A 26,002-nucleotide genomic window follows, 5' to 3' on the forward strand; every position below is an offset into this window, starting at 1 on the left:
CCTTCTTTCTTCTTGTCGATCAGTCATGCGCGCCGTGCGAGGGGCGCGGCGAGGCCGGTACCGGATGCAGACCGCCACCACCGCCGCCGTGCGAAGGGGTCGCAGGATGGTCGGCCGACACGAAGTCGTCGCCGTGCGGCACTTCGCCGTGCAGCTTGAGCGGCCGGTTGCCCGCCAGGCGGCGCATCAGCACATAGAACACCGGCGTCAGGAACAGGCCGAAGGCCGTCACGCCGATCATTCCGGCGAACACCGCCACGCCCATCGCCTTGCGCATCTCGGAGCCGGCGCCGGTCGAGAGCACCAGGGGCAGCACACCCATCACGAAGGCCAGCGAGGTCATCAGGATGGGGCGCAGGCGCAGGCGGCTCGCTTCGATCGCGGCCTGGATCGGCGTGCGTCCGGCGAACTCCAGCTCCCGTGCGAACTCCACGATCAGGATCGCGTTCTTCGCACTCAGCCCCACCAGCACGATCAACCCGATCTGCGTGAAGACGTTGTTGTCGCCCCGAGATCCACACGCCCGCCATCGCGGCCATGATGCCCATCGGCACGATCAGGATGATCGCGATCGGCAGCGTCAGGCTTTCGTACTGCGCGGCGAGCACCAGGAACACCAGCAGGATCGCCAGCGGGAACACCAGGAAGGCGGAGTTGCCGGCCAGGATTTCCTGGTAGGTCAGCTCGGTCCACTCGAAGCTCACGCCCTTGGGCAGCGTCTCGGCCGCGATCTTGGTGATCACGTCCTGCGCCTGGCCCGACGAATAGCCGGGGGCCGGGCCGCCGTTGATGTCAGCGGCCAGATAGCCGTTGTAGCGCATGGCGCGTTCCGGGCCGAAGGTCGAGTTGACCTTCATCAGCGCGGCCAGCGGCACCATCTCGCCCGAGGTCGAGCGCACCTTCAGCATGCCGACGTCTTCGGCACGGGCGCGGTACGGCGCATCGGCCTGGACGCGCACGGAGTACGTGCGGCCGAACTTGTTGAAGTCGTTGGCGTACAGGCTACCGAGGTAGATCTGCATGGTGTCGAAGATGTCCGTCACCGGCACGCCGAGCTGGCGCGCCTTGGTGCGGTCGATGTCGGCATACAGCTGCGGCACGTTGACCTGCCAGCTCGTGAACATGCCCGTCAGCTCGGGCGCGGCATACGCCTTGGCCATGAAGGCCTTCACCGCAACGTCCATCTGGTCGTAGCCGACCGAGGCGCGGTCTTCGATCTGCAGCTTGAAGCCGCCGGTCGTGCCCAGGCCTGCCACCGGCGGCGGCGGGAACATCACGATGAACGCGTCCTGGATGCTCGAGAACGCACCGTTGAGCTGGCCCGCCACCGCACCGCCGCTCTGGTCGGCGCGCTTGCGCTGGTCGAAGGGCTTGAGCGTGGCGAACACGATGCCCGAGTTCGAGCTGTTGGTGAAGCCGTTGATCGACAGGCCCGGGAAGGCAATGGCGTCTTCCACGTTCGGGTTCTTCTTCATGATCTCGCCCATGCGGGTGATCACCTCTTCCGTGCGGTCGAGCGTGGCGCCGTCGGGCAGCTGGGCAAAACCGATGAGGTACTGCTTGTCCTGCGCGGGCACGAAGCCGCTGGGCACCGCCTTGAAGAGGCCGAAGGTCACGCCGACCAGCGCCAGGTAGATCACCAGCATCAGCGTCTTGCGCGAAATCACGCGCTTGACGCCGCCGCTGTAGGCCTCGGAGCCGCGATGGAAGAACCTGTTGAAGCCGCGGAACAGCCAGCCGAAGGCCTTGTCCATGCCGCGCGTCAGGGCGTCCTTCGGCTGGTCGTGGCCGCGCAGCAGCAAGGCGGCGAGTGCGGGCGACAGCGTCAGCGAGTTGATGGCCGAGATCACCGTCGAGATCGCGATGGTCACCGCGAACTGCTTGTAGAACTGGCCCGTGAGGCCGCTGATGAACGCCAGCGGCACGAACACGGCCACGAGCACCAGCGCGATCGCGATGATGGGGCCCGACACTTCGCGCATGGCGCGGTACGTGGCCTCACGCGGTGTGAGCCCCGCCTCGATGTTGCGCTCGACGTTCTCCACCACCACGATGGCGTCGTCCACCACGATGCCGATCGCCAGCACCAGCCCGAACAGGCTCAGCGCGTTGATCGAGAAACCGAGGAGGTGCAGCACCGCGAAGGTACCGATCACCGACACCGGCACGGCCAGCAGCGGAATGATCGATGCGCGCCACGTCTGCAGGAACAGGATCACGACCAGCACCACCAGCGCGATGGCTTCGAGCAACGTGTGGATCACCGATTCGATCGACGCACGCACGAACTGCGTCGGGTCGTAGGCGATGCGGTATTCCAGGCCTTCCGGCATGTTCTTGTTGAGCTCTTCCATCGTCTTGCGAACGTTGGACGAGATGTCGAGCGCGTTGGAGCCCGGGGCCTGGAACACGCCCATGCCGACGGCCGGGTCGTTGTTCAGCAGCGAACGCAGCGAGTAGTCGGCGGCGCCCATTTCGAGGCGGCCGATGTCGCGAAGGCGCGTGACGGCGCCGTCGGTGCCGCTCTTGACGATGATGTCGCCGAACTCTTCTTCGCTCTGCAGGCGCCCTTGCGCATTGATCGACAGCTGCATGTCCACGCCCGACAGGCCCGGCGATGCGCCGACCACGCCGGCCGCGGCCTGCACGTTCTGGCCACGGATGGCAGCCACCACGTCGGAAGCCGAGAGACCACGCTGCGCGACCTTCTGCGGATCGAGCCAGACGCGCATGGAGTAGTCGCCGCCGCCGAAGATCTGCACCTGGCCCACGCCTTCGATGCGCGCCAGCGGGTCCTTGACGTTCAGCACCGCGTAGTTGCGCAGGTAGTTGATGTCGTAGCGGTTGTTCGGCGAGACGAGGTGGACCACCATCGTCAGGTCGGGCGCGCTCTTGACGGTCGTGATACCGAGGCGCCGCACTTCTTCGGGCAGGCGCGGCTCGGCTTGCGAGACGCGGTTCTGCACCAGCTGCTGGGCCTTGTCGGGATCGGTGCCGAGGCGGAAGGTGACCGTGAGCGTCATCACGCCGTCGGTCGTCGCCTGGCTGCCCATGTAGAGCATGCCTTCGACGCCGTTGATCTGCTCTTCGAGCGGCGTGGCCACCGTTTCAGCAATCACCTTCGGGTTGGCGCCGGGGTACGTGGCGCGCACCACCACCGAAGGCGGCGCGACTTCGGGGTACTCCGAGATCGGCAGGCCGCGCAGCGCAATCAGGCCGGCGATCAGCATCAGTAGCGACAGCACGCCGGCAAAGATCGGCCTGTCGATGAAGAATTTTGAGAGATTCATGTTGGTTCTCCGGCGGGCGCCAGGGCGCCCTCCTCCGAAATCAGGACTTCGCGGCCTCGGCCACGCGTTCCGGTTGTTGTTGCTTCGTATCGGCCTTGGCGTCCATGGTCACGGACTGCGGCACCACCAGCGCACCCGGGCGGATGTGCTGCAGGCCGTTCACCACGACGCGGTCGCCGGCCTTCAGGCCCTTGCTCACCACGCGCAGGCCGTTGATGGGCGCGCCCAGCGTCACCTCGCGGTACATGGCCTTGTTGTCGTCGCCCACGACCATCACGAACTTCTTGTTCTGGTCGGTGCCGATGGCACGCTCGCTCACCAGCAGCGCGGTGTCGTTGCGGGCCTGGCCCATGCGGATGCGGGCGAACTGGCCGGGAATGAGCGCGCCGTCCTTGTTGTCGAACGAGGCACGCACACGCACGGTGCCGCTGCGGGCGTCGACCTGGTTGTCGATCAGCTGCAGCTTGCCGGTGAAGGGCGTGCCCTCCAGGCCAGCGGTGCCCATCTGCACGGGAATCGTGTCGATCTGGCCGCGGGCGCCGGCGTTGGCCGGCAGGTCCTTCAGCGCGCGGGTGATGACCTGCTCGTCGGCGTCGAAGCTCGCGTAGATCGGGCTCACCGACACCAGCGTGGTCAGCACGGGCGCGCCGGGGCCGGCGGCCACCAGGTTGCCCACGGTCACTTCGAGCTTGCCGATGCGGCCCGACACCGGCGCGCGCACCTGGGTGTAGCCCAGGCTCAGGCGTGCGGTCTGCAGCGAGGCTTGCGCGGCGCGCAAGTTGGCTTCGGCTTCGCGGCCGGCGTTCACGCGCTCGTCGAGCTCGCGCTGCGCAATGGCCTGCTCGTCCCACAGACGCTTGGCACGCTCCTGCTCGCTGCGGCTGAAGGCCTGGCGGGCTTGGGCCGACGCGACCTGCGCTTCGGCACGCTCCACCTCGGCAACGTACGGTGCGCGGTCGATGGTGATGAGCAGGTCGCCCTGCTTCACCAGCGCGCCTTCGCGGAAGTGCACCGACTGCACGGCGCCTGCCACGCGGGAGCGCACATCGACGCGCTCCACGGCTTCGAGGCGGCCCGAGAACTCGTCCCAGGCGTTGATCTCGCTCGACGCCACGGTAGCGACCGACACCGGCGTGCCCTGTTGCGCGGCCACCGGGGCCGTGGCCTCGGCCTTGAAGCTGTACATGCCCACCACCGCGGCGGCCACGGCCAGCACCGCGGTGAGGCCGGTCACGGCGGGCCACAGCCCCTTGCGGGCGGCGGAAGACAGCGATTGTTCGTTCTTGTTCGACATGATGGTTCGTCCTTCTCGATGACTTTTTCGGGATGCAACAGGCCATCCCGGCGCCGGCGGCGTCAGGAGGCGGAATTCAGAGAACAGAAAGCCCTGCCACCCGCCTCGGTGGAGGCGGCGGCTTGGTTCAGGGGGCGGAGCGGACCCTCGCGGGTCTAGCTGGGCTCAGGGACCGCCGGGGGCGGTGTGGTGGCGCTGAAGAATTCGCGGAAGTGCTGCTGCACGCTGGCTTCGCAGGATGCGCATCCCACGGCCTCGGTGTCGTACAGCGCCTTGGGCCAGTTGTCGGCACCGGTCAGCACGCTGCTCGTGACCTCGATGCCGGCCGACCGCAGCCGGCCCGCGAAGGTCATGGCCTCGTCGCGCATCGCGTCGTCGGGCCCCACCAGCACCAGCGCCGGTGCCAGGGCGGCCAGCCGCAGCGATCCGCTCGGCACCGCGTAGGGGTGCGTGGCGTTCGACGGACAGCTCAGGTACTTGGCCCAGCCCGTGGCCCAGCGGCACTCAGCCTCGTCGTTCGTGGCATTGCGCAGCGAGGCGGTGCCGGCGCACGGGTCGAGCATGGGCGACAGCAGGATCTGGCCTGCCAGCGGCGGATGGGCGCGGTCGCGGGCCACCAGGGCCACGCTGGCCGCCAGATTGCCGCCGGCCTCTTCGCCGGCCAGGTACACCTGGGCGCCCTTGCCGCCGAGCTTCACGCGTTGCTTGTAGAGCCATTCGAGCGCCGCATAACCCACCTCGACCGGCTCCGGGAACGGGGCCGCCGGGGCCAGCGGGTAGTCGAGCGACACCACCACCGCACCCGCGCCGGCCAGCAGCCGGGCCACGTTGCGGCCGTTGTCGAGGTTGCCGCAGATGAAGGTGCCGCCATGGAAGTGCAGCACCAGCGGCACGGTTTCGCCCCGTGGACGCTGACCGTAGACACGGGCAGCCACGGGCTCGCGGCCGGGCAGCTCGATCGACAGATCGGACTCCACGCCGTGTGCCGCGGCAAGCGCAGCAGCTTCAGCGGACCGGGACGATGGACGGGGTGACATGGGCGACCTCAGGGATATGGGCGATGGTTGAAATATAAGGCGCTACATGCGCGTTGAAACAGGAAACACAGCCCTACTCTGTTTCCAAACGGAGAACAATCGGGCATACCGTAGGGGCGCATTCCTTGTGTGAGAATCCGCCTCCTTCCGGCATAAGCCGGTCTCCCTGAACAGGCATTCGATGGATCAAATCCAGGCAATGCGGATCTTTGTCCGCGTGGTGGAAGCCGGCACCTTCACCCGTGCCGCCGACTCTCTGGCCCTGCCCAAGGGCACCGTCACCAAGCAGATCCAGGCGCTGGAAGCGCGCCTGCACGTGAAGCTGCTCAACCGCACGACGCGGCGCGTCACCGTCACGCCCGACGGCGCCGCCTACTTCGAGCGCGCGGCGCGGCTGCTGAACGACTTCGACGACATGGAAGCCAGCATGACGAATGCGCAGGCCAACCCCACGGGGCGGCTGCGCATCGACGTGGGCACCTCGGTGGCGCAGCAGATCATCCTGCCCAACCTGGCCAGCTTCTGCGACCGCTATCCCGACATCCAGGTCGACCTGGGCGTGAGCGACCGCACCGTCGACCTCATCAGCGACAACGTCGACTGCGTGATCCGCGCCGGCGAACTCAGCGACCAGTCGCTGGTGGCGCGCCGCATCGGCACCCTGCACTTCGTCACCGTCGCCTCGCCGGCCTACATCAAGCGCTATGGTGCGCCGCAACATCCGAACGACATCGAGAAGCGCCACCACGTCGTGAGCTACTTCTCGGGCACCACCCGGCGCGTGTACCCGCACGAGTTCAAGAAGGGCGACGAGTACATCGAGCTCAACGGCCCCTACCGCGTGTCGGTCAACGAGAGCAACGCCCACATGACGGCCGTGCTCGCGGGCTTCGGCCTGTCGCAGTGCATCACCTTCTCGGCCGAGCCGCTGCTGGAGACCGGTGAACTCGTCGAGGTGCTGGCCGACTGGCAGCGCGACCCGCTGCCGATCCACGTGGTGTACCCGCCGAACCGGCACCTGAGCGCGAAGGTGCGGGCGTTTGTGGACTGGGCGGCGGATCTGTTCGCGAAGAATCCGCGGTTGCAGAAGCGCTGAGGGGCGCTTCCCGCGTCAGTAGACCGGCTCGCACCGCACCTCGCTCTTCACCGAATTCGCAATGAAGCACTCCTCATGCGCCCGATGATGCAAGTGCGCGATCTGCTCCCGCGTAGGCAGGTTCTCGCCCGAAAAGCTCACCTGCGGGCGCAGCGTGACCACCGTCATCGCCATCTTTCCCTCGGCGTTCTTCTCCATCACGCCCGTGGCCGCGTCGACATAGCGGTCGACCACGAACTTGCGCTTCACCGCCATGGTGAGGAACCACAGCATGTGGCAGCTGGACAGCGAGGCCACGAACATCTCTTCCGGATCGACGGCCGACGCATCGGAGAACGGCAGCGGCACCACATGCGGTGACGAAGAGCCCGGCACCTGCGCACCGCCGTCGAAACGCAGCACGTGGTGGCGGCTGTAAGTGTTGGCCAGGAAGTCCTGGTCGCCCCGCTCCCAGACGATCTCGGCGGTGTACTCGGACATGGGTCGTGCTCCTCGATGGATGGAATGAATGAATGATCGAATGTCAGACGCTCATCAGCTTCACGATCAGCGGCACCAGCAGCGCGGTCGCGATGCCGTTGAGCCCCATCGCCAGCGCCGAGAACGCGCCTGCGGTTTCGTTCACCTGAATGGCCCGCGCGGTGCCGATGCCGTGCGCCGCCATGCCGACAGCGAAGCCGCGCACCGCGGGCTCCTTGATGCGCAGCAGGTTCAGCAAGCCGGTCGCCATGATCGCGCCCGAGATGCCGGCGATGGCCGCGGCTACGGCCGCCAGCGACGGCAGGCCGCCGATCTTTTCGGCCACGCCCATCGCGATCGGCATGGTGGCCGACTTGGGCGCGAGCGACATCAAGAGCTCGTGCGAACCGCCGAGCACCCAGCCGATGCCAATGGCCGACACGATGGCAGCCACCGAGCCCACCAGCAGCGCCACGCCGATCGGCAGCCACAGGCGCCGCAGGCGACCGACCTGGCTGTACAGCGGCACGGCCAGCGCCACGGTGGCCGGGCCGATGAGGAAGTGGACGAACTTGGCGCCCTCGAAGTAGGTGTCGTAAGGCGTGCGCGTGAGCAGCAGCACGCCCACGATGACGATCACCGACACCAACACCGGGTTGACCATCGGGTTGCGTCCGCTGCGCGCGTGCAGCCACAGCGCGCCCAGGTAGGCCAGCAGCGTGAGCGACAGCCACAGCAGCGGCGACTGGGCCAGGAAGACCCAGATTTCAGAGAGTTTGGCGGGTGCGTTCATTCAGCGTCCTTGCCGGTGATGCGGATCATCCAGCGCAGCGTGAGCGCGGTCACCGCCATGGTGAAGGCGCCGCCCACGACACCGGCCGCAAGGAACGGCAGCCACTCACGCCCCACACGCTCGAAATGCAACATGACGCCGGTCACTGCCGGAATGAACAGCAGCATCAGGTTGCGCAGCAGATGGCCCGAGGTGTCGGTCAGCGCTTCCGGCACGCCGCGGCGCACGAGCAGGCCGACGAAGAGCAGCAGCATGCCGATCAGCGGACCGGGGATCGGCAGCGACAGCCACTGCACGAGCAGTTCGCCCGCGAGCTGGCACAGAAAGAGCGTGGTGATGGCGTAGAGCATGGGCCTCGTTGTTTTCCTTTTTTGCGACGGCCCTATTGTGGTGCGAGGTGCGTTCAGCCGCTGTGTCGTGCGGCGCGTGCCCACGCGGCCTTCAGTGCCTGCTGGCTGGCCGGCGGCAGCACGCCCAGGCGCAGGTGCCCTGGCAGGCCGAAGGAAGTGCAGTCGCGCAGCTTGATGCCCTCGGCGCGCAGCGCGGCAGCGCGAGGCGGATACGGCGCGTCGGGCCGTGCGCCGAAGAAGTTGGCGTCGCCGGGCTGCACCTCCCAACCGAGCGATTCGCACACGGAGCGCTGCCGCGCCTTCCAGTCACGCAGGATGTCGAGGCTGCGCGCTAACCAGCCTTGCGCTTCGTCGGTGGCCCAGGTCGTGAGCAGCGCCACGCCGTGCGTGCCCAGCGGCCACGACGGCGCAAGGCGTTCGAGCCGCTCCAGCAACGGGCCGGCCACGTCGAGGTTCGCGGGCGCGATCGCATAGGCGGCGCGGATACCGGTGAGGCCCATGGCCTTGTTCGGTGTCCACAGCTGCCAGACGCGGTCGCGCTGTGCGTCGTCGTGCGAAGGCCGGCCTTCGAGGCGCAGCGGTTCGTAGGCCATGTCGAGCACGCAGACCGCATCGCTCGCGGCATGCTGCGCGATGTCGGGCTGCGGCTGGCCTAACGGGCTCGACGGTTCGCAGCACCAACGCAGCGCGGCACCGTCGGCCTCTTCGGGTGCGCGCCACACGTCAAGGCCCCAGGCCTGGGCGGCGCGTTCGTAGTCGCCGTAGCTGTGCGCGGGCAGCCAGACATCTCCACCGCCACGTTGCGCAACGGCGGCGCTGATGCGGTGGATGAATTCGCTCGCGCTCGCGGCGATCGCGATGCGCTCCACGGCCACGCCGTGGAAATCGGCAAGCGCGGTGCGCAACGCGGTGTAGCGCGGATCGGGATAGTGCGCCGCGTCGGCCTCGCGCAATGCCGCCAGCACGGCGGGACACGAGCCCACCGCGTTGCCGTTGGTCGAGAAGTCGTGCGGCGCGGCGCCCGTCTCGTCGGGGCCGCCGTGCACCATGGCTTGATTCGTCATGCCCACCTCGCCAGCAGCGGCGACAGCATCGCCAGCGAAGCAATCACCGCCAGCCCCCACGCCACCCGTTCGCCGAGCTGCGCGGTGCGCGCGGTGTCGGCCGACGTGGCGGCACGCCCTTCCCCGTTCAACACATAGACGCCCGGCTTCGCCAGCCGCACGCCCAGCAGCAGCGCCATCGCACCCATCGGCCAGCCGCTGTTGGGCGACGGCGTACGGCGCGCCTCGCGGGCCACGCCGCGTGGCCAACGGCCGGCCGCGAGTGCCAGCAGCAGCACGGTGAGGCGCGCGGGCAGCCACGAGAGCACGTCGTCGGCGCGTGCGGCCCACTTGCCGAACCAGGTCCAGTCGCGACCGCCGCGTTCGCCGCGGTAGCCCCACATGGCGTCGGCGGTGTTGGCGAAGCGGTAGAGCGCCGCGCCCGGCAGGCCGAACAGCACGAACCAGAACACGGGCGCCACCAGCGAGTCGTTGAGGTTCTCGGCCAGCGATTCGATGGCGCTTTCGCGCACCTCGCGCTCGCTCAGCGTCGAGACATCGCGGCTCACGAGGCGTGCGAGCCGTGCACGGCCTGCGTCGAGCGATTCGCCCAGCGCGGTCTCGACCGCCAGCACCTCGTCGCGCAGCATGCGCCACGCGAAGAGCGGCTTGAACGCGAGCCCAAGCACCACGGCCATGGCCCAGACTGGTAGCCATTGCATCCCCAAGCTCTGCACGGCCGACGCGACGGCGAACGCAGCCATCGCGCCCACGCACCAGCCGAGCGCGCCCATCGCAAAGCCCGGCAGGTCACGCGGCTTCGCGTCGGCGGCACGCGGCGCGAGGCGGCTGCCGATCCAGTCCAGGTAGCGGCCCATCCACACCACGGGATGCAGCGGCGCGGGCGGTTCGCCGAGCCAGCGGTCGACGGCCAGTGCCAGCCACAGGGCGGCGACCAACGCGAGGGCGAAGACGGTGAAGGGATCGAGCGCGGGCATGGAAGGCATTTTCGTGAATCAGGCGGCGGGCACGGCCCGGCCACGCCGCCATTGCACCAGCGCGCCGACGGCCAGCAGCAAGGCGGCGCCGAATGCGGCGAGCAGGCGCGGCAGCGCGGCGGACGGCGGCGGGGGCGAGGGGGTGTCGGTGATGGGCTTCAGCTGGAGGCCGGTCACGGGCTGTGCTAGGTCTGGCGTGGTGGGCGATTCGGGCGCAGGTGTCGCTGCTTCGACGCGTGCGATGGGCGACGTGACAACAACCGGCGCAGGTGCAGTCACAGGCGAAGGCACCAACGCAGCCTGCGCGAACCGCTGCACCGCCTCGTTCCGCTCCCGCAGCCCCGTGGCGCGCACCGCCTCCGTGTAGGCCTGCGCCAGCTCGCGCCGCGTCGTGGCATCGGGCTTCCAGTAGTTCAGGCGCACGGCATCGAGCATGCGTTCCAGCGTCTGCGCGAAGGCGGCGCGGTTCTCGCGCTCCAGCCACTGGCGCGTGCCGAGCTTGTAGGTGTCGCGCACATAGACCTCGTGCAGCGACTGCCAATGGTCCGCGCGCACGGCCGCAGGCGCGGTCGCCTGCCAGCCCCAGAGGAACTGCGCGGTCTTGAGCACCTGCAGCGCGCCGCTGTAGCCCTCGGCCTTCTGCGCCTCGATCCACTGGGGATGCAGGTAGCGCGTCTGCATCTCGCGCGCGATGGCGCCGGCGGCGGTGTCGGTGCGCACGGCCGCGCCGTCGCGCAGGTTCTGCACGTACAGCGCCGGGTCCTTGCCCGTGAGGTGGCGCACGGCGAGCGCAATGCCGCCCAGGTACTGGAACGGGTCGTCGTTGGTCAGCACGCCGTAGAGGTTGGAGGTGCGCGCCATCAGCGCGGCATCGACCTGCGCGAGGTTGCCCGCGAAGGCGCCCGCGCGCGTCATGCCGTCGAGGCCGCGCCCGTAGGCGTGGCCCATGCGGTCCATGTAGAGCCCGGCCATCTGCGCGTCGCCGCCGCCGCGCTGCTGGCCCTTCCAGAGTTCGGTGGCGAGCACCGCTTCTTCGAGCCCGGCACCGTAGCTGCCCTGCTCGTTCGAGAACACGCGCGCGGTAGACCAGCGCCGCGCCTCGGCCGCCGTCGCACCCTCGGCACGCAGCGTGCGCGCCATCGCTTCGCTGTGCTGCGCGACGGCGTTGCCGGGCTCGTCGAGCGCGGCCACCTGCTGCACGGCTTCGTCGAGCCAGCGCATCACGTGCGGGAACTGGTCGCGGTACGAACCGGTGACGCTGATCAGCACATCCATGCGCGGCCGTTTCAGCACCGCGGCCGGCACGATCTCGATGCCGACCATGCGTCCGGCTTCGTCCCAGCGCGGCTTCACGCCGAGTGCATGGAAGGCCTGGCTCTCGGTCACGCCCTGGTGGCGCGAGGCCTCGCCGGCCCAGAGCGTGAAGGCGATCTTTTGCGGCGGCCGGCCGCCGTGGGTGCGGGCGTGCGCAGCGATCCAGTCGTCCATCGCGGCGACGCCGGTGTCCCAGGCGGCGCGCGTGGGCACACGGCTGGGATCGAAGCCGTAGAGGTTGCGGCCGGTCGGCAAGCTGTCGGGGTCGCGCACCGGGTCGCCGCCGTAGCGGGATTTCAGGTAGCGGCCGTCGAGCGCGGTGAGCAGGCCTTCGATTTCCTCGTTGTGAGCCAGCACCGTGTCGAGCGCGCGAGCCCGTGCGGCCAAGGTGCGCAAGGGCTCGGCGTCGGCGGTGTCATGGCCCGCCAACACCGCTTCCAGCCACCGCGCAGGCTTCGACGCTGCAATGCCCTGCGCATCGGTGAGGAACATCTCGTCGAGGTCTTCGCCCATCGCCTGCGCCACGGGCTTGCCGAGGATCTGCAGGATGGTCTGGCGCCGCCGCTGCGCATCAGGCGCCTCGCCGAAGGTCGCCAGGCCCAGCGGCTGTGCGGTCTGCGCCAGCTCGTCGAGGTACGGATGCAGCACGGCGATGAAGCCGGCGAAATCGGCGCGGATGCGCGCGGGCGTCCATTGCAGGTCACGGTCGTAGTGCTGGGCGACGAAGTCGGCGGTGAGACGCCGTTCCATCGCCGTCTTCACCGCGCCGGGCGACAGCGTTTCCCAGTCGTGCAGGCGGTCGTGCATTTCGCGCACGCCGGGGCGGAAGCCCGCGGGCGTGAACATGGGTGTCGAATGGCTCACCATCGTCGCGCGACCGCGGCGCTTCGCGGTGGTCGCCTCGCCGAGGTTGTCCATGATGTACGGATAGACGTTGGGCACGTCGCCCAGCGCGAGCAGCGGATCGTCCTGCACCGAGAGCCCGCGCTCCTTGCCCGCCGACCACTCGACCGTGCCGTGCGTGCCCACGTGCACGAGCGCATCGGCACCGAAGCGGCTGCGCAGCCAGAGGTAGGTCGCGAGGTAGCCGTGGCTCAGCGGCACGGCCGCGCGGTGGTACACCTGCTGCGCCTTGTCGGCCACCTGCGTGCCGGGCTCGAAGCGCGGCGGCTGGCGCAGCACGACCACCTGGCCGAACTGCACGCGCGGCACCACGAAGGCCGGTGCGCCGGCCACGGGCCGCAGCATGGCCGAGGATTCGGGCGGGCCCCAGTAGGCTTCGATGCGGCGTTGCGTCTCAGAAGGCAGCGCGCGGAACCACGCGAGGTATTGCGACAGCGGCAGCGTGTCGGCCAGCCCCTGGTCGAGCAGCGGCTGAAGCGCGTCGCCGCCCTGCGCCGTCGGGTAGTAGGCCTTCATCGTGGCCTGCACCTGCGCGATGACCGCGTCCGCGCCCGGCGCCTCGGTGCGGTAGCTGGCCGCCTGCATCGCGGACAGCATCCGGTCGACGCTGCGCGGCACGTTGAGGAACGACGCACCGAAGTTGGCCTCGCCCGGCGGGTAGTTGTAGACCAGCATCGCCACGCGGCGCTCGGCGGCGGGCGTGCGCCGCAGGCGCAGCAGCGCGGCGGCCTTGTCGACCACGGCATCGAGCTGCGCGGGCAACGGCTGCAGGCTGCCGGTGACGGCGTCGCGTGCCGTCACGAGCATCGGGTCGGTCATGCCCGCGAGTTCACTCGGGCTGTAGTAGGCCGCGATGTCGGTCTGCGCGAGGCCGTCCTTGCTGCGCGCCCATTGCGAAGCGTCCATGGCCAGCGACGGCAGCGTCTGCAGCACGGGCACGCCGATGCGTTCGAGCTCGGCCTTGCGCTCGTTCGGGCTGAACACCAGCGCGGCGTTGACGAGGAGATCGGCCACGCGACGCTCGCCCTCGCCGGCGTGCGTCATGCGGAAGAACAGGTCCTTCTGCTGGCGCGGGCCGTAGAAGGCATAGGCGCGCAGGCCGCGTTGCGCGAGCGTGCCGATCAGCCGGTCGAGCCAGTCGGTGTCGTCGCCAGTCAGCGTGGCGCTGTTGACCGCGATGGCGACGGTGCCCTGCCCGCCCGGCAACGCCTCGACGGCCGCGATGCTGCTTTCGACGCGTGGCCAGTCGGGGTGATAGAAGCCGGCGAGTGGCAACGGCACGGGGTCGGGCAGCCCAGCCGCATCGCCGACGCGCGCCATCGCCTGCACCGAGGCTTTCAGATTGGCCTCACCCGAAAAACGCCAGTAGGCACGCAAGCGCTGCGCCCAAGCCGCATCCACGCCGCGCTCGGCCGCGAGCGGCGGCACCTCAGGCGGCTTCTGGCCTTTCGCCATGAGCGCGAACTCACCGATCTGCACATAAGGAACGGCGCTGCGCGCGATGACGTCGCCGAAGCGCGCCGCCGCCGACTGGGCGACGCTGAGGTGCGGCGCATCGATGACGAGAAGGCGCGCACCGTCAAGCGCGGCGGCGAGCGCATCGGGTGTGTCCTGCGCGGCCGACACTACCTGCAGCGGCACGCCGGCCGTGTGCGCTGCCGTCTGCAGCCGCACGACGCGCGCAGGCGACACCAGCGCCGTGCTCAATACCACCACGTGAGACTCGGCCGCCATCGCAGGCTGCGCCATCAGGCACAAAAGCCAGAGCCAGAAAACGAAAAGCCGCGTCACTTCCCGCCCGACGCCGGCACCGCGTCCGCCGGCACGTAGATCATCGTGCCGTCCTTCAGGCGCCAGGCGGTGCCCGCCTTTTCGCCGTCGCCCTGCCCCGTCGCGCCGCTGGCCTTGAAGCGCGTGACCTTCTGGCCTTCGCGCGTGATGATCTCCATGTCGGGCTGGCCCTCGTGGCGGATGACCGTCACCTTGTCCTGCGAGAACGGGTTCACCGGGTTGTTGATGACCGCGATCATCAGCATGCCGATGACGACCATGAAGACGTCGATCAGGTTGATGGTCGAGAGCACCGGGTCGTCGTCGTCGCTGTCCAGGCTGCTCAAGATCGAGAACTGCCTGCGGCTCATGACAACCGGTCCCGCGCATCGAGCAGCATCACCAGCTCGCGCATGAGCCAGCGGCGGCGCACCGTGTAGACCACGAAGGTGATCGACGCCGAAGCCAGCGCCACGATCACGGCCGCGAACGCGGGCGCCAGGCTCTGCGCCACGCCTTGCGATTCACCCGAGGCCACAGCCACGAGCGCCGGGCCCATGGGGATCATGGTGGCGATCAGCCCGAGCATCGGCGCCACGCGGCTGCACAGGCGCACGCCTTCGAGCTGCTTGAGCACGACCAGCTCCATCTGCTCCTGGCTGGCCTGCGCGTGGCGTTGCAGCACCAGCGCGCGCGACGGGTCGCGGCGACGCTGCCACCCCTCGATGCCGAAGGCGCCGAGGCAGTACACCGCATAGACGAAAGACAGCAGCACGCCGAGCGTCACGGGCCAGAGGAACAGGCGCGCAAGCTCGAAGAGAACGGTGTCGAAGGCCAGCATCAGGTGGGCTCCACGGAAGAAGATGAAGTGGAAGAAGGATCGAACAGGTCCGACGGCCGGCCCCAGCTTTCGTCGAACACCAGCGACGCAAGCGGAGCGCGCTTGGCCCAGCGTTCGCGCTGCAGCATCGGCTCTTCGTAGAACGCATGCACCGGGCCCAAGCACAGCACGGCGATCGGCTCGGCGCCTTCGGGCAGACCGAGCAGCACGCTCAGCTCGGCAGGCTCGAACAGCGACACCCATCCCATGCCCAGCCCTTCGGCGCGCGCCGCGAGCCAGAGGTTCTGGATGGCGCAGGAGGCCGAAGCCAGGTCCATCTGCGGCAAGGTGCGGCGGCCGAACACATGCTGCTCGCGGCCGTCAGCGAGCGTCACCACCAGCAGCTCGGCCGCGTCGAGCACGCCCTGCACCTTGAGGCGCATGAATTCGTCTTCGCGCTGGCCGAGCGCGCGGGCGGTGCGCACGCGTTCGCGCTCGACCACCTCGTGCAGCTGCCGGCGCAGCCCTTCGCCGCGCACGCGGATGAAGCGCCACGGCTGCATGAAGCCGACGCTGGGCGCGTGGTGCGCGGCGTCGAGCAGGCGGCGCAGCACGTCGGGCGCCACCTCACCCCCTGCAAAGTGGCGCATGTCGCGCCGCTCGTGGATGGCGCGGTACACCGCCTTGGCCTCGTCGGCCGCGAACGCATGCGCCACCATCGGGGTCAGTCCTCGATGCCGCGCTGCGCCGGGATGCCGGCCTTGAACGCGTGCTTGACCATCTGCATCTCGGTGACCGTGTCGGCCAGCTCGATGATCTCGGGCGGGCAGCGCCGGCCGGTGAGCACAACGTGCACATGCTTCGGGCGCGCGCGCAGGGTTTCGAGCACGCCTTCGAGCGGCAGCCAGCCGTAGATCAGCGGGTAGGTGATCTCGTCGAGCACCACGAGAAAGAAGTCGCCCGACAGGATCGCGGCCTTGGCCTTTTCCCAGCCGTCGCGCGCGAGCTGGCCCGAGCGGTCGAGGTCCTGGCTTTTCCAGCTGAAGCCGTCACCGAGGCCTTCGATGGGCACGCCGATCTGCTCGAACATGCGGTGCTCGCCGAAGCGCGCCGAAGGCACCTTCATGAACTGGTAGATCTTCACGGCCTTGCCGCGGCCGTGTGCGCGCAGCGCGAGACCGAATGCTGCGGTGCTCTTGCCCTTGCCGTCGCCGGTGTTGACGATGACGATGCCGCGGCGTTCGCCTTCGGGCTTCTCGTAGGGCTTTTCGCTGGGAGGGGTTTCTATTTGCATGAGGTTTTCCGTTTGCTTGTGTTCTTGGCGCTGCGGTTCAGGGCGTGTGCACAGGCCACCGGGTACTTCCCTCCGCGAATGTCCCCCGGGCTTCGCCCTCCTCCTTGATTTCGCTGCGGGAAGCACCCAGTGCCCTGCGCACACTGGGCGCGGTCGTTGTGCTGGTCGATCAACAACCGCACTGGATCACGCTCACGTCGATGGGGTGCCTTGCGCAGCGAAATTAAGGGGGAGCCCGAAGGGCAGAGGACATTCGCGGAGCAAGGTGCCCCGTCGGCGGGAGCGCGCCCTGAATGACTGGAAGCGCGAGGCGTCATAGCGGCAATGCGATCCATTGGTCTGCCACGCGGTGCACGCGAATCCGATGGTCGAACACCTGCTCGAGCGCCGCGTGCGTCACGGGGTCGGAGCAAGCACCGTGATGCGTCACCCGCCCCCGATTCATCACCACCAGTTCGTCCGCGGCCAGCGCCATCGGCAATTCATGCAACACGCTGACCACGGTGCGGCCTTGCGCGACCAACTCGCGCGCCGTCTTCATCCAGTCCGCCTGATGCGGCGGATCGAGATTGGCCAGCGGCTCATCCATCAGCAACAACTCGGCCTCGACCGCCAGCGCACGCGCCAGCAGCACGCGCTGCCGTTCGCCCCCCGACAACTGCCCCAACGGACGATCGCGCCAATCCCAGGCCTGGGTGCTGCGCAGTGCGCGTTCCACGGCATCGCGATCCGCTTCGCTAGGTGCCGCGAGCCAGCGTTGGTGCGGCAGGCGTCCGAGCATGGCCACGTCGTAGACCATCAGGTCGTCGGCGCTGCCCTCGCCCGTGCCGCTCTGGCCCAGCCAGGACAAGCGCCGTGCGCGCACGCGGGCCGGCACGGCAGCCTGTGTCTCGCCGAAAAGCCGGACCTCGCCGCGGTGTGCGAGCAAACCGGCCAGCGCCTTCAACAACGTCGACTTGCCGGCCCCGTTCGGTCCGACGATGCTGGTCCAGCGGCCGGCCGCAAGTGACAAGTCGATGTTGTGCAGCACCTCGACCGAGCCGAGCGTGGCGCTGAGGCCGCGCGCTTCGAGCGCGGCGGATGGGGTGCGGCTCACGGTCCACCGCCCTTCGCGCCGCGTCGGTGCATCAGCCATAACAGGTAGCTGCCGCCGAGCACCGCCGTGAGCACGCCCACCGGCAGTTCCTGCGGCGCGATCAGCCAGCGCGCGAGCAGGTCGGCCGCCATCAGCAGCAGCCCGCCCATCAACGCCGACAGCACGATCAGCCGCGCATGCGTGGTCTTGACCACCGAGCGCACCAGGTGCGGTGCGGCCAGGCCGACGAAAGCGATCAGGCCGGTCTGCGCGACGGCGGCGCCGGTCGCCAGCGCCAGCACCGCCACCAGCGCGGCGCGCATGCCGCCGAGTGGCAACCCGAGGCTGCGCGCGGTGGCCTCGCCGAGCGCGAGCCCGTCGAGCACCGGCGCGAGCGCCCAGGCCAGCAGCAGGCAGGCCGCACCGACGGCCGCCATCACGGCGCAGGCGGTCCAGCCGACCAGGCCCGTGCTGCCAAGCACGAAGCCCTGCAACGCCTGAAGAATGTCGGCCGAGGCGATGGTGACGAGGTCTTTGGCGGCGCCCAGCACCACGCCGACGATCACGCCTGCGAGCAGCAGCCGCAGGGTCTGTTGCACGCCGCGCGCCAGCGTCAGCGTGAGCAGCACCGCGGCCACGGCGCCAACGAAAGCCGCGCCTGTCAGGCCGATGCGCATCACCCATTGCGTGCTGGTGACGGAGCCGCCGAACAGCATCAGTGCCAACGCCACGCCGAGCGACGCACCCGAAGCACTGCCCAGCAGGTACGGATCGGCCAGCGGATTGCGGAACAGCCCCTGCGCCACCGCGCCGGCAAGCCCGAGCAGCGCGCCCGCGAGCCAGGCGCCGAGGGTGCGCGGCAGGCGGATGTCCCAGACGATCTGCAGCGCCACCGGGTCGTGCCGCGCGGACAGCAGGCTCTGGAAACCGGTGCTGCCGATGCCCAGGCCGAAGAGCAGCAACGCCGCGCCCAGCAGCAGCAAGCCGGCACCGAGCAGCAGCACGCGACGCAGATGGGCGGAATGCATGCCGCTCACCGCCCCTTGTCCGACAGGCACTGCGCCATCAGGCGCGCGGCCTCGTCCATGCGCGGGCCGGGGCGCACGACCACGTCGGTCTGTTCGGCGTCGAAGCGGCACACGCGCCCTTCGCGCACCGCGCGGATGCCGCCCCAGCCGGGACGCTGCTCCAGCCCCATCGCGCTGCGCACGCTGACCATGATGAGGTCGGGGTTCGCACGCACGACGAACTCGGGGTTGAGCTTGGGAAAGGGGCCGAGCGACGCGGGCACGATGTTCTTCACGCCGAGCCGCGCCAGCGTTTCGCCGATGAAGGACGAATCGCCCGCCGCGTAAGGGCCGGTGTTGACTTCGAAGTACACGCGCAGGCCCTTGGCGCTGGCAGGCAGCGACTGCGCTGCGGCCGACACGGCTGCATCGATGGCGCGCCAGACGGCGGGTGCCTCGTGCGTGTCGAGCACCTGGTCGAGCGCGTTCAATACGCGGCGCACGTCGGCGTGGCTCTTGGGTTCGAGCACGATCACCTTCAGGCCCAGCGCCTCGAGCCGCTGCGTCACGCGTGACGACTTGGCGAGCAGCACCACGTCGGGCTTGAGCGCGACGATGGCTTCGACGTTCGGATCGATCCCGCCGCCGAGCTGCGGCAGCGCGCGCACCTGCGCAGGTGAGTTGGAATAGCGGTCGACGCCGATCAGCCGGTCGCAGGCGCCGAGCGCGCAGACGCCTTCGGTGAGCGATGGCAGCAGCGAGACGATGCGCTGCGGCGGCTGCGCCAGATGCACGGTGACGCCGCGCTCGTCGAGCACATCGATGGCCTGCGCAGCCTGCGCGCACACCGCCAACGCAAGGCCGAGCGAGAGCGCGCGCAGCCAAGTCTTCATGGATTCGAAGCTCATGCGGCGGGCGCCTTCAGCGTCAGCGGCAGGCCGGCGACCATCAGCGTCGCGCGGTGGCAGGCGGCGGCGACGTCCTGGTTCAAGCGGCCGAGCACGTCGACGAAGGCACGGGTCTCGCGGCCCAGCGGGATCACGCCCAGGCCGATCTCGTTGCCGACCAGCACCACGGGGCCGCGCGCTTCGCGCAGCGCGATCAGCAGCAGCGTGGCGTGCGCCGAGGGCGTGCGCGTGACCATGGCGGCACCTTCGGTGCGCAGCGGCATCAGCAGGTTGGTGAGCCACAGCGTGAGGCAATCGACCACCACGAGCGTGTCGGGCGCGCTCTGCGTGACGATGGCACGCGCCAGCTCGATCGGCTCCTCGAGCGTCTGCAGGCCGGGTACGCGCTCGGCACGGTCGCTCTGGTGGCGCGCGATGCGATCGCGCATCTCGTCGTCGTGGGCCTGCGCGGTGGCGATCAGCACCGCGCGGCGCGACTTGGGCGATGTCGGCGATTGGGCCAGCCAATCGGCGGCGCGCTGTTCGGCACGGCGCGACTTGCCGCTTTTCTGGCCGCCGAGGATGAATTCGTGCTCAATGAGGGGCATCGGAAGACGCCTGTGCGGCGTGGCTGTCGAGTTCGAGGGGCATGGCGCCGAAGAGCCGCGCGGTCGCCTCCGGGCTGGACGCGAACCACGCATGGAAGTAGCTCGCGCGCACGGGGCCGTGCACGTACAGCGCCTCGCCGCCGCGCGTGCCGACGGTGCGCGCGGCAGGCGCGAGCGGCGTCTCGCAGCGCGAGTAGTGGAAGGTGTGGCCGCGCAAGGCATGCACGCCGAGGTCGAGCTGCTGCGGGCCGAGGCCGGCCAGCCGCTTCTGCATGACCGCCCTTCCCGGCAGCACGCCCCAGAGGCGGTGCACGTCGTGCGGTTCGGCGTCGTCGCGCGTGGCGAGTTCGTCGAACAGCGCCATCATGCCGCCGCACTCGGCCCAGATGGGCTTGCCGGCGGTCACATGGTTCGCGAGCGAGAGCCGCAACCGGTCGCTGGCCGACAGCACTGCCGCGTGCAGCTCGGGATAGCCGCCGGGGAACCAGGCCGCGTCGCAAGGCGGCAGCGGCTCATCCGCCAACGGCGAGAAGAACGCGAGCCGCGCGCCGAGGGCTTCGAGCACGTCGAGGTTGGCCGGGTAGATGAAGGAGAACGCCGCGTCGCGCGCGATGGCGATGGTGTGACCGGCCAGCAGCGGCGCGATGGGCGCTGCGACTTCGTGTTCGAAGCGCACCTGCGGCAGCTGATCGGGCGTGCGTTGGCCGAGCGGCGTGGTCGCGAGCACGTCGGCCGCAGCATCGAGGCGCACCATGGCGTCAGCCCCCAGTTCGGCCGCGCCGACCAGCCCCAGGTGGCGTTCAGGCAGCGCGAAGTCGGCGCTGCGCGGCAAGGCGCCGAGCCAGTCGCCGGGCTCGCGCAACGCGTCTTTCAGCATGTCGGCATGGCGCTCGCTGGCCACGCGATTGGCGAGCACGCCGGCCCAGGGCAGGCCCGGCTGGAAGTTCTGCAGGCCGTACGCCAGTGCACCGAAAGTGCCGGTCATGGCCTGCGCGTCGATCACGGCCAGCACCGGCAGGCCCAGGCGCGCGGCCAGTTCGGCCGCGCTGGGCGTGCCGTCGAACAGGCCCATCACGCCTTCGACGATGACCAGGTCGGCCTCGCACGCGGCGGCATGCAGGCGCGCGCGGCAGTCGGCTTCGCCGGTCATCCACAGGTCGAGCGAATGCACCGGCGCGCCGGTGGCCAGCGCGAGCCAGTGCGGATCGAGGAAGTCGGGCCCGCACTTGAAGGCCCGCACGCGGCGGCCCTGGCGCACGTGCAGCCGCGCGAGCGCGGCCGCGACGGTGGTCTTGCCCTGCCCGGAGGCCGGCGCGGCCACGAGCACCGCGGCGCAGGTGGCAGCGGCGCCAGGCGGGAAACGGCGGGTGTTTACTGCGGAGTCCACTTGAGTCCGACGTACGCGGTGCGGCCCCCGTTGGCGTAGAGCCGTGCGAACTGATAGTCCTTGTCGCCCACATTGTCCACGCGCGCCACGAGGTTCAGGTCGCGCGTGATCTGCGTGCTGGCCGACAGGTTGAGCAGCGTGTAGCCGCCGAGCTTGACGGTGTTGGCGGCGTCGTCGAAGCGCTTGCCCGAGCTCTGGATCTCGGCGCCCAGCGTCCAGCCGGCGATGCGCCAGTCGGCACCCAGCGTGCCGTGGGCCCGTGCGCGGCGTGCCAGCAGGTTGTCGGTGGCGAGGTCGCGCGGGTCCTGGTAGTCGAGCGAGGCACGCAGCGTGACGTCGCCGATGCGGTGACCGCCCGTGAGCGTCACGCCCTGGTAGCGTGCGCGCGCCGTGCTGGCGTAGCAGCCGAACGACGACTGGCAGCCCTTGGCGCTGCCGTCGAACACGATGAGGTTCTGCACCCGGTTGCGGTACAGCACGATGCCGGCCTGCGTGGCGCCGGCCGTGTACTGCAGGCCCAGCTCGACGTTGCGGCTCGACTCGGGTTGCAGGCTCGCCAGGCCGTATTCGCTGAAGCGCTGGTACAGCGTGGGCGCGCGGAACGCGGTGCCGGCCGACACGGTGGCGCGCAGGCTCGGCGTGATGGCGTAGCCGTAGGCGGCGCTGCCGGTGGTCTTGCCGCCGAACTCGCTGTCGTCGTCATGGCGCACGTGCAGCTGCAGCGAATGCGGGCCCTTCACGTAGCCGTAGCCCAGTGCGGCGGCGTTCTGCGAGCGGTCGCGCGAGAACAGCTTGGCCGAGGTGGTCGGCGCGTTCTCGAGGGCGTCTTCGCGGCGCTCGAGCGTGGCGGTCACGAGGTGCGCGCCGAAGCGGAATTCGTTCTGGAACAGGTAGCCGCGCAGGCGGGTTTCGGTGCGGTAGAACGACGGCTGGGTCTTGTAGACCGTCTGCGAATCGGTCACCTGCAGGCGGGTGCTGTAGATGTCGTTCCACTTGGCCGACCAGGTCAGGCCGGCGGTGCGCAGTTCGTTGGTCGACACATCGCCCCGGAAGGTGATCGGCAGCCTGGTGCGATAGCTCACCGACGGGTCGTACGCCGCTTCAGTGTTGCTGGTGAGCAAGGTGGCGTCGAGGCGCTGGTCGGGCGTGATCTGGAAACCCAGCTTCAGGTTGCCCGAGGTGCTGCGGTAGCCGTCGCGGTCGGGGTTGGTGAAGCCGTCTTTCGACGGCGTGCGCTTGGCGATGGGCTGGATGTTGAAGCCCTTGCTTTCTTCATGCGCGACACCGAACGAGTAGTCGAGCAGGCCCGACTTGCCGCTCACGCCGCCCTCGATCTTGCGCAGGCCGTGGCTGCCGAAACCGATGCCGGCGTAGGGCGACACGCCCTCTTCGCCGCGCTTGGTGAAGAGCTGGATCACGCCGCCCACGGCGTCCGAGCCGTAGACCGCGGCGGCCGGGCCACGCAGCACTTCGATGCGGTCGATCTGCGACAGCGGAATGCCTTCCCACCCGGCGCCGCCGGTCGATTGCGAATCGATGCGCACGCCGTCCAGGTAGACCGCGGTGAAGCGCGATTCGGCGCCGCGGATGAACACGCTGGTGGCGTTGCCCACGCCGCCGCTGCGCGAGATCTCCATGCCGGGCAGGCGCGCCAGCACGTCGGCCACGCCGGTCGCGCCGCTGCGCTCGATGGTCTTGCGGTCGACGATGGAGACATCGCCCACCAGGTCCGACAGCGCCTGCGGCGTGCGGTTGGCGGTGACGACGGTCTCGTCGAGCGTGGCAGATGTAGATGCAGCAGCCACGGCTTGCGCTTGCGCAGCCAGCGGCACCAGGGCCAGGCCGCCGAAGGCCGAGGCCAGGGCGAGCGTCAGCGGCAGGCACGCGGGACGGCTGCGGCGCGCGCTGGCGCGGCCGCTGGAGAGGGAAACACAGGAAATCATGGGGTGAACCGAACGAACTTCTATGCCCTGGCCGGCTTCCCCGCCGGCGCCATGGGCGTCATGGCTGCCGATGCGGCAGCCGCCTTGTTGGCCGGTATCCGGGCTGGCAGATCGACCCTTTGCCGCCTTCCCAGGCGCCTGTTTCAGAGCGCCCAGTGGCTGGATGGAAAGGGGTGACGCCTTGCGGCGTCGTCTGCTTGACCGTTGCGGGGGCAGCGCAGGCGGCTTCGGCCCCGGGGGGCGTCCACTCCTGCTTCCCGTTGAACTGCGCCGTGCGAACCACGCCGCGAGCACCAACGGGCAGGATTTTAGGCCCACGGGGCGGCCACACCACACCGGGTTTGATCACCGGCGGCGCAGGCCCCAGAATCTCGGCCACGTCCGGCGCGCGCCCGCGCGGTGCGCCAGACCTTCCGAATTCCCGGGAAACTACAATCGCCAACCATGCCCGCCTCCAGCCCCATCGACCAGATCGCCGAGCGTGTGGAACGCCTGCTTGTGCGTCACGAAGAGGTGCAGCGCACCAATGCGCTGCTGCAGGAACAGGTCGATGCGCTCACGCGTGAACGCGACGGCCTGAAGTCGCGGCTCGCCGCGGCCCGCACCCGCCTCGATGCCCTGCTGGAACGGCTGCCGGCCGAACCCCCTTCCGAAGATTCCCATCACGCATGAAGCAGATTGAAGTACAGATCATGGGCCAGAGCTATTTGCTCGGCTGTCCCGACGGCGGCGAGGCGCAGCTGCGCGAGGCCGTCGACCGCGTGGACGCGGCCATGTGCAAGATCCGCGACGCAGGCAAGGTGAAGGCCCGCGACCGCATCGCCGTGCTCGCCTCGCTGAACCTGGCCTTCGATCTCGCGGCCCAGCAGGCCGCTGCTGCTGCCGCACCGGCGCCTGTTGCCGCCGCCCGCGCCGAAGAAAGCGCCGGCGACGCCGACCCGAAGGCCGCCCAACTCATTCAGAGACTCGATCAAGCCTTGGCGGGCGATGGACATTTGCTCTGAAGGCACGCGGCACGGCGCAGACGGGGCGTAAAATCCACTTCGTCTGCAGACGTGTCGGGCTTAATATTTCCTTGTTCCAATGCTCTCCGGAGCCGGGCTTGGTACATCGCTAGACGGGCGTGATCATCTCGCGTCAGATGAACCCGAAGTCTTGCTGCCCTCGCCCACCTGAACCCTGGTTCAGGATGCGGGTCCGGCACACCATCTGCAGACACCTTTTCCCGCCACGGCCCCCTGCTTCACCGCACGGGGCCGTTGCTTTTTCAGCCACTCCTTTCTTCCTCATCCGCCCGTGAACTTCACCGCCCTGCTCGACCCGCTCCTGATCGCCGAACTCGCCGCGCTCGGCCTGGGCACCGGTTTCCTCGCGGGCCTCCTGGGCATCGGCGGCGGCATGTTGATGGTGCCGTTCATCACGATCATCATGGGCCAGCGCGGCGTGCCGGCCGACCTCGCGGTGAAGATGGCGATCGCGACCTCGATGGCGACGATCATCTTCACGTCGGTGTCCAGCGTGCGCGCGCACCACAAGCGTGGCGCGGTGCGCTGGGACATCGTGCAGCGCCTGGCGCCCGGCATCGTCATCGGCAGCCTCGCGGGCAGCCTGGGCGTGTTCGCGCTGCTCAAGGGCACGGCGCTCGCCATCTTCTTCGCGCTGTTCGTGGGCTTCTCGGCCACGCAGATGTTCCTCGACAAGAAGCCCAAGCCGACACGCCAGATGCCGGGCACCGGCGGCCAGCTCGCGGCAGGCGGCACCATCGGCTTCATCTCGGGCCTGGTGGGCGCGGGCGGCGGCTTCATCAGCGTGCCGTTCATGACCTGGTGCAACGTGGCCATCCACAACGCGGTGGCAACCAGCGCGGCGCTGGGCTTTCCGATTGCGGTGGCCAACGTGCTGGGCTATGTGCTCAGCGGCCAGTCGGTGCAGGGCCTGCCGGCCGGCGCCTTCGGCTACATCTGGCTGCCCGCGCTCGTGGTGATCGCGGCCTGCAGCGTGTTCACCGCGCCGTTGGGCGCCAAGGCTGCGCACAGCCTGCCGGTGAAAAAGCTCAAGCGCGTGTTCGCGAGCATCCTGTACCTGCTGGCCGCCTACATGCTCTGGAAGGGCCTGCGGGGCTGAGGCATATCAAAGCCTCACCGGCTTTCCTGTGCCATCCTATGCAGCTGTTGTTCATAGTCGTAAAAGGAAAGCCATGAAAATCCTCATCGCCGTCGATGGCAGCGCCTACACGCAAAAAGCCCTCAACTACCTGCTCGCCAACCGCGCCATGTTCGTGGACGGCCATGAGCTGGTGGTGGTGAATGTCTGCACCGGCATCTCCGGCCACGTGGCGCGGCACCTCAGCAAGGAAATCGTCACCGATTACTACGCCGAGGAAAACGCCAAGGTGCTCGACCCGGTCAAGGCCTGGTTCGCCGACAAGGGCGTGACCAACTACAAAGCCGACGCGCGCCACGGTCACGCGGCCGAAGAAATCCTCAAGTCGGCCAGCGAATCGAAGGCCGAGCTGATCGTGCTGGGCACGCACGGCCACGGCATCCTGGGCCGCGCGCTGATGGGTTCGGTGGCGACCAAGGTCGTGGCCGAGACCGACATCTCGGTGCTGCTGGTCCAGTAAGAAGACCCGTC

The 26,002-nt window shown here is 69.2% G+C and carries 23 protein-coding genes, 1 pseudogene and 1 riboswitch; of the genes and pseudogenes, 5 read left to right on the forward strand and 19 right to left on the reverse strand.

From position 1 onward, the window contains the following. Nucleotides 1-19: 19 nt before the first annotated feature. The 3 genes and pseudogenes from GFK26_RS25785 to GFK26_RS25795 all read right to left on the reverse strand — a co-directional run bounded on the left by GFK26_RS25785 (nucleotide 20) and on the right by GFK26_RS25795 (nucleotide 5,621). A pseudogene (locus GFK26_RS25785) lies at nucleotides 20-3,290 on the reverse strand (efflux RND transporter permease subunit). 40 nt (nucleotides 3,291-3,330) lie between these two features. Continuing rightward, entirely contained in the window at nucleotides 3,331-4,584 is a 1,254-nt protein-coding gene (locus GFK26_RS25790) for an efflux RND transporter periplasmic adaptor subunit (protein WP_153284466.1), read from the reverse strand. A 155-nt stretch (nucleotides 4,585-4,739) separates the two neighbouring features. Further along, nucleotides 4,740-5,621 carry an alpha/beta hydrolase fold domain-containing protein gene (locus tag GFK26_RS25795; RefSeq protein ID WP_153284467.1) on the reverse strand — a complete coding sequence of 294 codons (882 nt, stop codon included), beginning with the start codon at nucleotides 5,619-5,621 and terminating at the stop codon, nucleotides 4,740-4,742. 181 nt (nucleotides 5,622-5,802) lie between these two features. Between GFK26_RS25795 and GFK26_RS25800 the strand changes: the two genes are divergently transcribed. After that, nucleotides 5,803-6,717: a LysR family transcriptional regulator gene (locus GFK26_RS25800; RefSeq protein ID WP_153284468.1), complete on the forward strand. Its 915-nt coding sequence runs from the start codon at nucleotides 5,803-5,805 to the stop codon at nucleotides 6,715-6,717. 15 nt (nucleotides 6,718-6,732) lie between these two features. On the opposite strand, the gene GFK26_RS25805 is transcribed toward GFK26_RS25800, so the two are convergent. From GFK26_RS25805 to GFK26_RS25880, 16 genes are all read right to left on the reverse strand, one after another. Beyond that, nucleotides 6,733-7,197, reverse strand: coding sequence for an OsmC family protein (locus GFK26_RS25805; protein WP_153284469.1), 465 nt, complete (start codon nucleotides 7,195-7,197; stop codon nucleotides 6,733-6,735). A gap of 43 nt (nucleotides 7,198-7,240) precedes the next feature. Then, complete coding sequence (locus GFK26_RS25810; RefSeq protein WP_099796765.1) at nucleotides 7,241-7,969, reverse strand: LrgB family protein; 729 nt, start codon at nucleotides 7,967-7,969, stop codon at nucleotides 7,241-7,243. Then, nucleotides 7,966-8,319, reverse strand: coding sequence for a CidA/LrgA family protein (locus GFK26_RS25815; RefSeq protein ID WP_153284470.1), 354 nt, complete (start codon nucleotides 8,317-8,319; stop codon nucleotides 7,966-7,968). The genes GFK26_RS25810 and GFK26_RS25815 overlap by 4 nt, the downstream gene beginning before the upstream one ends. 53 nt (nucleotides 8,320-8,372) lie before the next feature. After that, on the reverse strand, nucleotides 8,373-9,383 hold the full coding sequence (locus GFK26_RS25820) for an aminotransferase class I/II-fold pyridoxal phosphate-dependent enzyme (protein WP_153284471.1): 1,011 nt from the start codon (nucleotides 9,381-9,383) through the stop codon (nucleotides 8,373-8,375). Further along, nucleotides 9,380-10,360, reverse strand: coding sequence for an adenosylcobinamide-phosphate synthase CbiB (cbiB, locus tag GFK26_RS25825; protein WP_153286110.1), 981 nt, complete (start codon nucleotides 10,358-10,360; stop codon nucleotides 9,380-9,382). The genes GFK26_RS25820 and cbiB overlap by 4 nt, the downstream gene beginning before the upstream one ends. A gap of 18 nt (nucleotides 10,361-10,378) precedes the next feature. Beyond that, complete coding sequence (cobN, locus tag GFK26_RS25830) at nucleotides 10,379-14,311, reverse strand: cobaltochelatase subunit CobN (protein WP_416222514.1); 3,933 nt, start codon at nucleotides 14,309-14,311, stop codon at nucleotides 10,379-10,381. Between the two features lie 53 nt (nucleotides 14,312-14,364). Then, nucleotides 14,365-14,718, reverse strand: a complete 354-nt coding sequence (locus GFK26_RS25835; protein ID WP_099796761.1) for a DUF2149 domain-containing protein — start codon at nucleotides 14,716-14,718, stop codon at nucleotides 14,365-14,367. Beyond that, nucleotides 14,715-15,188, reverse strand: coding sequence for a MotA/TolQ/ExbB proton channel family protein (locus GFK26_RS25840; protein WP_056581454.1), 474 nt, complete (start codon nucleotides 15,186-15,188; stop codon nucleotides 14,715-14,717). Before GFK26_RS25840 ends, GFK26_RS25835 begins: the two co-directional genes overlap by 4 nt. Continuing rightward, entirely contained in the window at nucleotides 15,188-15,886 is a 699-nt protein-coding gene (bluB, locus tag GFK26_RS25845) for a 5,6-dimethylbenzimidazole synthase (protein ID WP_153284473.1), read from the reverse strand. The genes GFK26_RS25840 and bluB overlap by 1 nt, the downstream gene beginning before the upstream one ends. Before the next feature lie 5 nt (nucleotides 15,887-15,891). Further along, entirely contained in the window at nucleotides 15,892-16,461 is a 570-nt protein-coding gene (cobO, locus tag GFK26_RS25850) for a cob(I)yrinic acid a,c-diamide adenosyltransferase (RefSeq protein ID WP_153284474.1), read from the reverse strand. 313 nt (nucleotides 16,462-16,774) lie between these two features. Next, nucleotides 16,775-17,557, reverse strand: a complete 783-nt coding sequence (locus GFK26_RS25855; RefSeq protein ID WP_228121785.1) for an ABC transporter ATP-binding protein — start codon at nucleotides 17,555-17,557, stop codon at nucleotides 16,775-16,777. Further along, entirely contained in the window at nucleotides 17,554-18,564 is a 1,011-nt protein-coding gene (locus GFK26_RS25860) for a FecCD family ABC transporter permease (protein WP_153284476.1), read from the reverse strand. Before GFK26_RS25860 ends, GFK26_RS25855 begins: the two co-directional genes overlap by 4 nt. Before the next feature lie 5 nt (nucleotides 18,565-18,569). Beyond that, nucleotides 18,570-19,436 carry an ABC transporter substrate-binding protein gene (locus GFK26_RS25865; RefSeq protein ID WP_153286111.1) on the reverse strand — a complete coding sequence of 289 codons (867 nt, stop codon included), beginning with the start codon at nucleotides 19,434-19,436 and terminating at the stop codon, nucleotides 18,570-18,572. Between the two features lie 11 nt (nucleotides 19,437-19,447). Beyond that, entirely contained in the window at nucleotides 19,448-20,038 is a 591-nt protein-coding gene (locus tag GFK26_RS25870) for a bifunctional adenosylcobinamide kinase/adenosylcobinamide-phosphate guanylyltransferase (protein WP_153284477.1), read from the reverse strand. Further along, nucleotides 20,025-21,425 (reverse strand): cobyrinate a,c-diamide synthase, encoded by a 1,401-nt coding sequence (locus GFK26_RS25875; protein ID WP_153284478.1) that lies wholly within the window; start codon nucleotides 21,423-21,425, stop codon nucleotides 20,025-20,027. The genes GFK26_RS25870 and GFK26_RS25875 overlap by 14 nt, the downstream gene beginning before the upstream one ends. Next, nucleotides 21,410-23,368: a TonB-dependent receptor domain-containing protein gene (locus GFK26_RS25880; RefSeq protein WP_153284479.1), complete on the reverse strand. Its 1,959-nt coding sequence runs from the start codon at nucleotides 23,366-23,368 to the stop codon at nucleotides 21,410-21,412. Before GFK26_RS25880 ends, GFK26_RS25875 begins: the two co-directional genes overlap by 16 nt. Before the next feature lie 71 nt (nucleotides 23,369-23,439). Continuing rightward, a riboswitch (cobalamin riboswitch) is annotated at nucleotides 23,440-23,681 on the reverse strand. Between the two features lie 131 nt (nucleotides 23,682-23,812). Here GFK26_RS25880 and GFK26_RS25885 point away from each other — a divergent pair. The 4 genes from GFK26_RS25885 (at nucleotide 23,813) to GFK26_RS25900 (ending at nucleotide 25,991) form a co-directional block, all read left to right on the forward strand. Next, entirely contained in the window at nucleotides 23,813-24,040 is a 228-nt protein-coding gene (locus GFK26_RS25885) for a hypothetical protein (protein WP_056581479.1), read from the forward strand. Continuing rightward, entirely contained in the window at nucleotides 24,037-24,372 is a 336-nt protein-coding gene (locus GFK26_RS25890) for a cell division protein ZapA (RefSeq protein WP_153284480.1), read from the forward strand. Before GFK26_RS25885 ends, GFK26_RS25890 begins: the two co-directional genes overlap by 4 nt. A gap of 292 nt (nucleotides 24,373-24,664) precedes the next feature. After that, entirely contained in the window at nucleotides 24,665-25,492 is an 828-nt protein-coding gene (locus GFK26_RS25895; protein WP_099796752.1) for a sulfite exporter TauE/SafE family protein, read from the forward strand. Between the two features lie 73 nt (nucleotides 25,493-25,565). Then, nucleotides 25,566-25,991 (forward strand): universal stress protein, encoded by a 426-nt coding sequence (locus GFK26_RS25900; protein ID WP_153284481.1) that lies wholly within the window; start codon nucleotides 25,566-25,568, stop codon nucleotides 25,989-25,991. Nucleotides 25,992-26,002 lie beyond the last annotated feature (11 nt).

Source organism: Variovorax paradoxus (genome assembly GCF_009498455.1).
GTDB lineage: Bacteria > Pseudomonadota > Gammaproteobacteria > Burkholderiales > Burkholderiaceae_C > Variovorax > Variovorax paradoxus_H.

Coding starts and splice junctions, on each gene's coding strand:
- GFK26_RS25790 (WP_153284466.1), bottom strand. CDS start 4,584: ATGTCGAACAAGAACGAACAATCGCTGTCTTCCGCCGCCCGCAAGGGG.
- GFK26_RS25795 (WP_153284467.1), bottom strand. CDS start 5,621: ATGTCACCCCGTCCATCGTCCCGGTCCGCTGAAGCTGCTGCGCTTGCC.
- GFK26_RS25800 (WP_153284468.1), top strand. CDS start 5,803: ATGGATCAAATCCAGGCAATGCGGATCTTTGTCCGCGTGGTGGAAGCC.
- GFK26_RS25805 (WP_153284469.1), bottom strand. CDS start 7,197: ATGTCCGAGTACACCGCCGAGATCGTCTGGGAGCGGGGCGACCAGGAC.
- GFK26_RS25810 (WP_099796765.1), bottom strand. CDS start 7,969: ATGAACGCACCCGCCAAACTCTCTGAAATCTGGGTCTTCCTGGCCCAG.
- GFK26_RS25815 (WP_153284470.1), bottom strand. CDS start 8,319: ATGCTCTACGCCATCACCACGCTCTTTCTGTGCCAGCTCGCGGGCGAA.
- GFK26_RS25820 (WP_153284471.1), bottom strand. CDS start 9,383: ATGACGAATCAAGCCATGGTGCACGGCGGCCCCGACGAGACGGGCGCC.
- cbiB (WP_153286110.1), bottom strand. CDS start 10,360: ATGCCCGCGCTCGATCCCTTCACCGTCTTCGCCCTCGCGTTGGTCGCC.
- cobN (WP_416222514.1), bottom strand. CDS start 14,311: ATGGCGGCCGAGTCTCACGTGGTGGTATTGAGCACGGCGCTGGTGTCG.
- GFK26_RS25835 (WP_099796761.1), bottom strand. CDS start 14,718: ATGAGCCGCAGGCAGTTCTCGATCTTGAGCAGCCTGGACAGCGACGAC.
- GFK26_RS25840 (WP_056581454.1), bottom strand. CDS start 15,188: ATGCTGGCCTTCGACACCGTTCTCTTCGAGCTTGCGCGCCTGTTCCTC.
- bluB (WP_153284473.1), bottom strand. CDS start 15,886: ATGGTGGCGCATGCGTTCGCGGCCGACGAGGCCAAGGCGGTGTACCGC.
- cobO (WP_153284474.1), bottom strand. CDS start 16,461: ATGCAAATAGAAACCCCTCCCAGCGAAAAGCCCTACGAGAAGCCCGAA.
- GFK26_RS25860 (WP_153284476.1), bottom strand. CDS start 18,564: ATGCATTCCGCCCATCTGCGTCGCGTGCTGCTGCTCGGTGCCGGCTTG.
- GFK26_RS25865 (WP_153286111.1), bottom strand. CDS start 19,436: ATGAAGACTTGGCTGCGCGCGCTCTCGCTCGGCCTTGCGTTGGCGGTG.
- GFK26_RS25870 (WP_153284477.1), bottom strand. CDS start 20,038: ATGCCCCTCATTGAGCACGAATTCATCCTCGGCGGCCAGAAAAGCGGC.
- GFK26_RS25880 (WP_153284479.1), bottom strand. CDS start 23,368: ATGATTTCCTGTGTTTCCCTCTCCAGCGGCCGCGCCAGCGCGCGCCGC.
- GFK26_RS25885 (WP_056581479.1), top strand. CDS start 23,813: ATGCCCGCCTCCAGCCCCATCGACCAGATCGCCGAGCGTGTGGAACGC.
- GFK26_RS25890 (WP_153284480.1), top strand. CDS start 24,037: ATGAAGCAGATTGAAGTACAGATCATGGGCCAGAGCTATTTGCTCGGC.
- GFK26_RS25900 (WP_153284481.1), top strand. CDS start 25,566: ATGAAAATCCTCATCGCCGTCGATGGCAGCGCCTACACGCAAAAAGCC.